The following is a 7996-nucleotide window of genomic DNA, read 5'->3' on the forward strand; positions in this document are numbered from 1 at the left end:
GTGAGCCGGGGGAGATCCTGTGCGAGCGGGTCGTGCGGTGCGATCCAGGGCGCGAGAATCGCGGCGAGGAACCATGCGGCGGCGATCGTCAGGCCGATGATGGCCAGTGGGCTGCGCCATGCGGCAGGTAGCCGGCGCCGCGAACGGCGAGCGACCTTGGCATCCGCCGTGCGCCCGACGGAAGTAGCGGCGTTCATCGGAGCCTCACTCTCGGGTCGAGCACTCCGTACAGGAGGTCGACGGTCAGGTTGATCACGACGTAGATGATGCCGACGACCAGGCCGACGCCCATAACGGCGGGAAGATCGAGGTTGATCGCCGCGTAGTAGGCGTACGTGCCGAGCCCCGGCCAGGCGAAGATCGCCTCGACCAGCACCGTGCCCGACAGCAGCGCTCCGAACGCGATACCGAGCATCGTGAGGATCGGCAGGGATGCCCCACGCAGCAGATAATTCAGCACGACCTTGCGCGTCGGCAGTCCTTTGGCCCTGGCAGCGCGGATGTAGTCGGAGGACAGCACTTCGAGCACGGAGGTGCGGATGAAGCGCGTCAGCAGCCCGATTGTGAAGAGCGAGAGCACGAGGACGGGGAGCGCGAGGTGCGCTGCGGCGTCGATGAAGCCGACGTGGTCGCCGTCCAGTGCGAAGTCGACAAGGTAGAGGCCCGTGATCCTGGGCGGGGGATTCAGGGAGGGGGAGAGTCTGCCGGAGCCGGGCGCCCATCCCAGCTCCATGAAGAAGAGCCGGTAGGTCATGATCGCGAGCCAGAAGGTCGGGACGCTGAGCCCGATGAGCGAGAGGACGCGCACGATCTGGTCGGAGAGCTTGCCGGCGCGGTAGGCGGCGATCGTGCCCATGACGAGGGCAACGGCGAGCGAGACGATGACCGCGGCAACGGCGACCTCGACGGTCGCGGGCAGCGCGATGGAGAGCTCTTCCAGCACGGGGCGGCTTGTCCTGATCGACGTGCCGAGGTCGCCCTGCAGCAGCGTCACGAGATACAGCCAGTACCGCTCGGGCAGCGAACGGTCCATGCCGTAGCGCTCGCGGTATGCCTCGACGGTCGCCGGGTTCTGGATGGCGCCTTCGCCGAGCGCTGCCGAGATGGGGTCTCCCGGCACGATCGCGGTGAGGATGAAGGTCACCAGCGTGACGCCGAGGAGCAGGATGACCGAGGTGCCCAGTCGGCGTAGGAGGTAGCGCGGCAGCGCGGAACCGGTGTGGTTCCGCGCTGCCTCTTTCGTGGACGTCATCTGGCTCAGCTCGCGGGGCTGAGCTCAGCGATGTCGATCGTCCAGTTCGAGTTGTACGTCACACCGTCGACGCCCGAGGAAGCGAAGCTACGCGCAGGCACGAGCAGCGGGATGAAAGGTCCCTCTTCCTGCAGTGCTGTCGCGAAGTCCGTGAACGCCTGTTCGCGCTCGTCGAGATCCGTCGCCTGGCGGGCCTCCGACACGAGATCGGCGATCTCGGGTGCGGACTCTGCCGGCCAGCCAGAGCGGATGCCGACGGTTTCGTCCGGACCAAAGGGCAGGAACGACGAGGAGTCGGCGAAGTCGGGGCCCCAGTACCACATGGCGAAGTCGGCGGTGCCGTCGACGTAGGGCTCGATCTCGGATGCGAAGGGCGCGGGTGCGAGGTCGATCGAGATGCCGGCCGCCGACAGCTGCGACTGGACTCGCTCGGCGAGCGTTGTGAAGTCGACGCCACCGATGGGCTGGTCGTTCGGGAACCGCAGCGTCAGCGTCTCGCCGTCGTAACCGGACTCCTCGAGCGCTTCGGCGGCACGGTCGAGGTCCTGCTCGATACCGTCTTCGAGTGCTCCGAGGAACATCGGCGGGATGACGCCCGTCGCCTGCGCAGCGCCGTCACCGGCGAGCTCGAGGAGCGCGTCGTAGTCGAGCGCGTAGCGCACGGCTTCTGCGAACTTCGGGTTGGCCAGGTCGCCGAAGACTTCGGAGTCCTGGTTCGCGAACAGGAAGATGGTCTGCGCACCGGGACCGGCCGTGATGTCGAAGTCATCGCCGAGCTCAGCAACCTGGTCGCCGGAGAGGTCGAGCGCGAGGTGCGAGTCGCCACCGCGGAGGTTCGTCAACTGGGTCGCCGCCTCGCTGACGTTACGCACGACGACGCGTTCGAACTGCGCGGGCTGGTCGCCGTTGTACTCTTCGCTCGGCACGAGCACGACCTGCGACGTCAGGTCGAAGGACTCGAGCTGGTATGGGCCGGAGCCGACGGAGGTGCCGTTGAGGAACTCCTCTGCTGCGTCGGTGTCGTCGGTCGTGCCGCCGTTCTCGATCACGACCTCCGAGTTCAGGATGCCGAGTGCGGGGTTGGTCACGATCGCCGGCAGCTGCAGGAAGGGCGTCTCGGTCGTCATCTGCACGGTCATGTCGTCGACGCGTTCGATGTCGATGTCGACGACGAGGTGGTTGGCCTTCGACGCTTCCATGCCCTTGAGCCGCTCGAACGTGAACATCACGTCGTCGGCGTCGACGGGCGTGCCGTCGGAGAACGTGCGTCCCTCTTCTATCGAGAACGTGAACTCGGTTGCGTCATCGTTGACCTCCATCGTTGCGAGGCCCGGAACGGGCTCGGTCTCGTCGTCGCCCTCGAAGGTGAGGAGCGTCTCGTAGAGGGGGTGCAGGACGGTCGAGCCGGTCGGTACGTAGTTGCGGCCCGGGTCGCCGGTCTCGAGCGAGAACGCGGTGTCGATGACGAGCGTTCCTCCGCCCTCACCTTCGTCGTTCGGCTGGTCGCCGGAGTTCCCGCCGGCGCAGGCGGTCAGCGCCAGCGTCCCGACGAGGCCGAGCACCATCGCTCTGCGAATTTTTGGGCTTGCCATGGGGTGTTCCTACTTTCGATCTGAGATGTTCGTGCTCGGGACGTTGACGCGTTGGCGTCGACTTCGCCTCGATGAGTGCGGTCGCGGGATCACCGGACCTGCGTTGCGTGGTGGATGCTCGTCACGACCGATCCTTTGGAGGCCGGGGTGAAGCCTTCTGCGAGGAAGCGGTTGATCTCATCGGTTGACGACTGACGCCACGGGTTCGCGACCCAGCGGTCGTAATCGGCCGGCGACTCCCACAGGGCGGTGACCAGCAGACGATCTTCATTACCCGCATCCGGATACAGCTCCGTTGACAGGCATCCCGCATCCGCAACGGCCCTCTCGAGCGCTCTCGTTTCCTTGTACCAGGAGATCAGCGCGTCGCGCTGCCCCGGCTTCACATCGAGATGCAAGAAGGTTCTGATCATGCTGCGGTCTCCATCGTCGCGAATTTTCTGTATAGCCAAAGCTATACGCTTGCATAGCGATAGTCGATAGTTTCGCTTGAGTGTGATGAAAGTGTTACCTGGGCGAAATTGTGAAGAACCGCAAGGAGGGCCGTCGCTGCGGCGACGTGTAGTTATCATGACCCTTAACGATCGAGCGGATGCTCCTGCACGGTCAGGATGCGCGGGGCAGCCCCGAAAGTTCGCAAGATTCGCCAGCTCGAAGACGAAGATGGAAGAAGACGGAATGACCCCTGATGTAGCCGACGAAGGCGGTCGCCCAGACGAAGACTGGGTGCTCAACAACATCGGGGCGCGCATCCGTGAATTGCGGAAGAGCCGCGGCATGACGCTCGCGGATCTCGCCGAACAGGGCGGTTACAGCGAGGGCTACATCTCGGCGGTCGAAACCAGCGCGACGGTTCCGAGTCTGAGTGCGCTCAGCACGCTTTCGGCCGTGCTGCGCGTCGATGTCTCCGAGTTTTTTCCGCGGGAGGTGAAGTCGGAAGTCACGGTGCACCGCGCCGGGGCTCCCAACCATTTGCGACTGGCGGAATCGAGCACGGAGTCGTACTCGCTGCTCTCCTCGCGACTCGATAATCCCTCCTACACGGCCCTGCGGCACGAGTTCACGGCGATGGATACAAGCGCCACGTACCGGTATCTCGGCGAGCGCTTCTGCCTCGTGCTGGAGGGCGATGTGACGATGTCCTTCGAATCCGAAAGCTTCAACCTGAGCCCGGGAGACTCCCTGCACTATTCGTCCCACCCCGAGCACATTCTGACGATCGACCCCGGTGTCGAACGCGTCGAACTGCTCTGGATCGTTACCCCCGCACTCGTGAGGTGATCGCGTTGGAACAGGAATCACTCGTCCCCCGCATCGGCAAGGCGATCAGAACGCGCCGCAAGGATGCTCGTCTGACGCTTACGCAGGTTGCGCAGCGGGCCGAGATCTCGGTTTCGCACCTGTCCAATATCGAAAACGGGTTGTCCATCGCATCGCTGCCGCTGCTGGCGAAGGTTGCGGCGGCCCTCAACATCAGCCTCGCGGAACTGACGCGGGACGAGAACCGACTGGTCGCTCGAGCGGCGACGCTGCCGGATGCCGCCGACGGCTGGCGCGAACTGTCGCACGCGGCACTCGAGACCGAGATCATGGCCGGCAGCTTCGACAACGGTTCGACGCTTGCATTCCCTTTGCCGCTTGCCGGCCGCGACTGCTTCGTGACGCTGTTGCGCGGTTCGGCGATCGTCACCGTCGACGGTGTTCAGCACGCGCTGGATCGGGGTGACGCGATCGACGCGCGCAGTGCGGTCGACGTCACGCTGCTCATCACCGAGGACGCGCAGATCGTCTGCTCGACGTCGCCCAGCTCCCGCCACTGACCCCTTTCTGTCGAGCTGCGTTGGCGTAAGCCCGTGCTTCGCGAGCCGAACCGCTTGGTTTCTCCTGAGAAGCTCGAATAACCAAGCAGTTCAGCGCATTTCGTCAGTTTTCAAGCAGTTCGGCGCGGGCGCGTCGAGGCCTACGCGAAGATGCGATCCAGCCAGTCCTTCCAGGCCTGTTCCGTGCGCTCGCGGTCGATGTCCTCGTAGATGTAGTGGCCGATCGCGATCGGCATCCCCATGACGGAGTTGTCGTGGAATCGGTAAAGCCCGTTGGCGGTGCGGAGCCCGATGAAGTTGAAGCCGGGCTGAATGTAGTCGACGACGCCGTCGAGCTTCGGCAATCCATCCGGATGCAGTGTCAAGTGCTGCCCGATCTCGACGGGGCCGTCGACGCCGAGAGCTTGCTCGAGGATTGCCCATGCGCCGTCGGTCGCCGATGCAGCCGGTCCCTCCGCGACCACGAACGCCGCGGGACGGTCGGCGAAGTGGGCGCAGTACTGGGCAAGCGTGTGCAGATACATGTCCCACCCGTAACCGGTGAGCTCGCCGTAGTCGAAGTCCGCATCCCAGTCGTCGCCGAGATAGCCGCTGTGCACGAACCGCAGCGTGGTGGTGCCGCCGTCGCTCGCCTCGATGAGGTATTCGAACGCGTGGAATGCGCCGTTCTCCGCTTCGGGAGTGCGCACCGCGAGCCGCGCCGGCTCTTGGCTCTCGACCTGCATGCCTTCCTGCGAAGCGTACGGGTCGGGAGACCATGCAGCTTGGCCCTCCGGCGTGGCGATTGCGCGCCACACCTGTTCGGGAGTCGCCTCGAGGGCGACGACTTTCTCGATCTCGAATTTCTTGGACATGACGGATGCTCCTCATCGGTCGGGGGTCGGCTGTTCGGGGGAGCCGTGTGCGCTGGCCGGGACCGTGGGGTGAACGGCTACGAACAGGCTGTGCAGTTTGCCGTCTCCTCCGGATTCGGGATTTCGCTCACGGTGGTACTTCGCGATCAAATGAGTCGTCATTTCGGTCAGCTCTTCCGCGAACTTGGCCCGGTCGGCGGCGGAGACGAACCTGACCTCTGCGTCGAGTGCATATGTCGATACCGGCTTGTTCGCTCGCTGGGCGCCGACGAGCAGCCTGCCGACATCCCGAACGAGCGTTGCGGCTCGTGCGAGCATCCACCGTGCTGACAGTCGATCCGGCGAGCGAGCGGGGTCGGGCTGTATGTCGCCGAGGGCGTCGGGCGAGATCACGTATGACGCAGCAGAAGCACGCATGACGCGCTCGGTGAAATTGCCGCGGCGGCGCTCTTCGGTGAGTTCTATCAAGCCGTGATGCTCGAGGATGCGCAGGTGATAGTTCACCTTCTGCCGGGGCAAGCCCAGGGCCGCGGCGAGTGCGGAGGCCGAACCTGGCTCCTTCAGCGCGGCGAGGATGCGCAGGCGCAGTGGGTGCAGGGACGCTTCGGCGGCGGCTGCATCGTCGATCGTTCGTACCTCGTGCATGCCCATCATGATTTACTAGAAAAATAAATTTGTCAAGCGCGGAGTTGCAATGTCTTTGATGCAGGGCAGGGCTGACTGTCGAAGTTATTCGCACCCGTTGAGAGCGGTGTGCGTGGTGAACGCTCTAAAGCGCCGCACGGTTCGTGATGGGATCGGAGGCTGATTAGCGGATGCCGGGGCCGTGTGGCAAAATAACTCCTGGTGCCTTGTCCGAGCGGCCTAAGGAGCACGGCTGGAATCCGTGTATGCGGGGTAACTCGCATCAGGGGTTCAAATCCCCTAGGCACCGCCAATGTGACGACCGATGACGTATGCGACGAGATAAGTCGCGTGCCGGAGGGTTGTCGTCAGGAAGCCCTGGGCCATCGGCCCGGGGCTTCCTTCGCGTTGCGCCATTGGGTCCGCTCGCAATGTTTCACCTGTCACGACGCGCGAACCCCAACGAGATGCGGCATGTGTCCGGCCCTCCGGAACAGCTACTTTCGACCTCGCACCGAAATCGAGTGGTCGGCCCTGCACTGTGGTTGCCGTCCGGATTCGTTCGGAACTCCGCAACCGATGGATTTCCACGACGGCAACGTCATACGATCAATGACACGCCTCTGTTCGTCGTCCCTTGCGCCAGGCGACTCGCGCGCCACGAATGAGGGTGGAAGACCAGCCAGAACGATTCTTAGAGAAGAGAGTTATCCATGCCCCAGTGCCTGCCTCGCGCTGACCGTACCGGAAAGAGATTGTTCGCAGTAGCCGCAATCGCCGCCGCTGGGATGCTGGTCACCGCGTGCGGAGGAGTCGGTGAGACGGAAAGTCCGTCGCCCGAGGACGACGTGCAAGAGGAAGCGGGCGACCTGCTCGAACAGTACGACGAAGAGGATTCAGCAGGGGTAGATGCCTATCGCCTGCTCAACGTCGAATCCTGCACGGAGATCGAAGAGATTGTTCAGCCCCTGCTCACCAACGGTCAGTCGCTCGTTTCCAACGAAGTGACGAATACGGTTTACCCGGACCCCGCCCCCTATTCGTTCGAGTGTTCATTCGATATCGACGGCGATGACACGGCTTCGGTCTCGGTCAGGGGCTTCGCAGACTTCAGAAGCGATTCGCTCGAAGACCTGCGTGAGGACAGAGGGTCGCGAGCTACCGAGCTCACCGCCGATCTCAATGCGATCGTTTTTGTAGACGATCCGGCTGATGCGGTTCCGTCCTATCTCGTGCAACTCGCGTCTCCGATCGCTCCGTTGGATGGGCTTACCGGTTACGTATCGATTGGATTCCATTACCAGCCGCGCGAGCTGTCTAACAGTATGCCCGGCGAGAGCGATGTCATCGACGCTCTCTTCGCGCTCCTCGAGCACGCCGACTAAGAGCCCGCGTCATTAGGCGGCGTGTATTGCGCCGTACGCGATGTGGATGTCGGGCTGCATCGCGCCCTTCGGGCCATTGCCACGAATTCGATGCACCGGATCGCGCCTTTCGGGCTACTGCCGCGTCTGGGATCCGTTCCTGCGGACGGATCCGTGGAAGCACCGCTCATCCACGCGGTAACGCTTTATTGGCTTAACCTCCAAATCTGAACAATTTGCTCGACAGATCGGAAGCAGCCCCCGACGAAAGGGGCGTGGTAGCCGTACCCCCGTCGCTGCCAAGGCGGGCCCGAAGCGATTGCCACTTCTTGGGTCCGACAAAAAGCGGCAGCAGTTTCTGCGATCGTTAGGCTAGATCCGTGACTCGCATCGTCATCGCCTCACCAGAGGGCCATACCGGAAAGTCCATCGTTGCGCTCGGACTCATCGATGCGCTGAGCCGCAGGGTTCGACGCGTTGGCGTCTTCCG

Annotated in this window: 8 protein-coding genes, 1 tRNA gene and 1 pseudogene; 4 read left to right on the forward strand and 6 right to left on the reverse strand. The window is 63.7% G+C overall.

Features of this window, described 5'->3' with window-relative positions:
- The 4 genes and pseudogenes from Q0O95_RS12245 to Q0O95_RS12260 all read right to left on the reverse strand — a co-directional run.
- Nucleotides 1-197: pseudogene (locus Q0O95_RS12245) on the reverse strand (hypothetical protein); the annotation flags it as partial.
- Entirely contained in the window at nucleotides 194-1252 is a 1059-nt protein-coding gene (locus Q0O95_RS12250; RefSeq protein WP_293699097.1) for an ABC transporter permease, read from the reverse strand. The gene Q0O95_RS12250 and the pseudogene Q0O95_RS12245, both read right to left, overlap by 4 nt.
- 5 nt (nucleotides 1253-1257) lie before the next feature.
- Nucleotides 1258-2844: an ABC transporter substrate-binding protein gene (locus Q0O95_RS12255; RefSeq protein ID WP_293699100.1), complete on the reverse strand. Its 1587-nt coding sequence runs from the start codon at nucleotides 2842-2844 to the stop codon at nucleotides 1258-1260.
- A gap of 89 nt (nucleotides 2845-2933) precedes the next feature.
- Nucleotides 2934-3257, reverse strand: a complete 324-nt coding sequence (locus tag Q0O95_RS12260; protein WP_293699103.1) for an antibiotic biosynthesis monooxygenase family protein — start codon at nucleotides 3255-3257, stop codon at nucleotides 2934-2936.
- Nucleotides 3258-3522: 265 nt separating this feature from the next.
- On the opposite strand from Q0O95_RS12260, the gene Q0O95_RS12265 reads away from it, so the two are divergent.
- Nucleotides 3523-4125, forward strand: a complete 603-nt coding sequence (locus Q0O95_RS12265) for an XRE family transcriptional regulator (RefSeq protein ID WP_293699106.1) — start codon at nucleotides 3523-3525, stop codon at nucleotides 4123-4125.
- Nucleotides 4126-4130: 5 nt separating this feature from the next.
- Entirely contained in the window at nucleotides 4131-4664 is a 534-nt protein-coding gene (locus Q0O95_RS12270) for a helix-turn-helix transcriptional regulator (protein WP_293699109.1), read from the forward strand.
- A 140-nt stretch (nucleotides 4665-4804) separates the two neighbouring features.
- Here Q0O95_RS12270 and Q0O95_RS12275 read toward each other — a convergent pair whose 3' ends face one another.
- Both Q0O95_RS12275 and Q0O95_RS12280 read right to left on the reverse strand, forming a co-directional pair.
- Nucleotides 4805-5518: an SRPBCC domain-containing protein gene (locus Q0O95_RS12275; protein ID WP_293699111.1), complete on the reverse strand. Its 714-nt coding sequence runs from the start codon at nucleotides 5516-5518 to the stop codon at nucleotides 4805-4807.
- Nucleotides 5519-5530: 12 nt separating this feature from the next.
- Nucleotides 5531-6163, reverse strand: coding sequence for a helix-turn-helix domain-containing protein (locus Q0O95_RS12280; RefSeq protein WP_293699114.1), 633 nt, complete (start codon nucleotides 6161-6163; stop codon nucleotides 5531-5533).
- 200 nt (nucleotides 6164-6363) lie between these two features.
- On the opposite strand from Q0O95_RS12280, the gene Q0O95_RS12285 reads away from it, so the two are divergent.
- Nucleotides 6364-6455: transfer RNA gene (locus Q0O95_RS12285), tRNA-Ser, on the forward strand.
- Nucleotides 6456-6897: 442 nt separating this feature from the next.
- Nucleotides 6898-7527, forward strand: a complete 630-nt coding sequence (locus Q0O95_RS12290) for a hypothetical protein (RefSeq protein ID WP_293699117.1) — start codon at nucleotides 6898-6900, stop codon at nucleotides 7525-7527.
- The last annotated feature ends 469 nt before the right edge of the window (nucleotides 7528-7996 follow it).

Origin of the sequence: uncultured Agrococcus sp. (genome assembly GCF_945915485.1) — a bacterium.
GTDB lineage: Bacteria > Actinomycetota > Actinomycetes > Actinomycetales > Microbacteriaceae > Agrococcus.

Excerpts from the sequence above, each read along its gene's own strand:
- Q0O95_RS12275 (WP_293699111.1), bottom strand. The coding sequence starts at position 5,518 with ATGTCCAAGAAATTCGAGATCGAGAAAGTCGTCGCCCTCGAGGCGACT.
- Q0O95_RS12280 (WP_293699114.1), bottom strand. The coding sequence starts at position 6,163 with ATGCACGAGGTACGAACGATCGACGATGCAGCCGCCGCCGAAGCGTCC.
- Q0O95_RS12255 (WP_293699100.1), bottom strand. The coding sequence starts at position 2,844 with ATGGCAAGCCCAAAAATTCGCAGAGCGATGGTGCTCGGCCTCGTCGGG.
- Q0O95_RS12265 (WP_293699106.1), top strand. The coding sequence starts at position 3,523 with ATGACCCCTGATGTAGCCGACGAAGGCGGTCGCCCAGACGAAGACTGG.
- Q0O95_RS12250 (WP_293699097.1), bottom strand. The coding sequence starts at position 1,252 with ATGACGTCCACGAAAGAGGCAGCGCGGAACCACACCGGTTCCGCGCTG.
- Q0O95_RS12260 (WP_293699103.1), bottom strand. The coding sequence starts at position 3,257 with ATGATCAGAACCTTCTTGCATCTCGATGTGAAGCCGGGGCAGCGCGAC.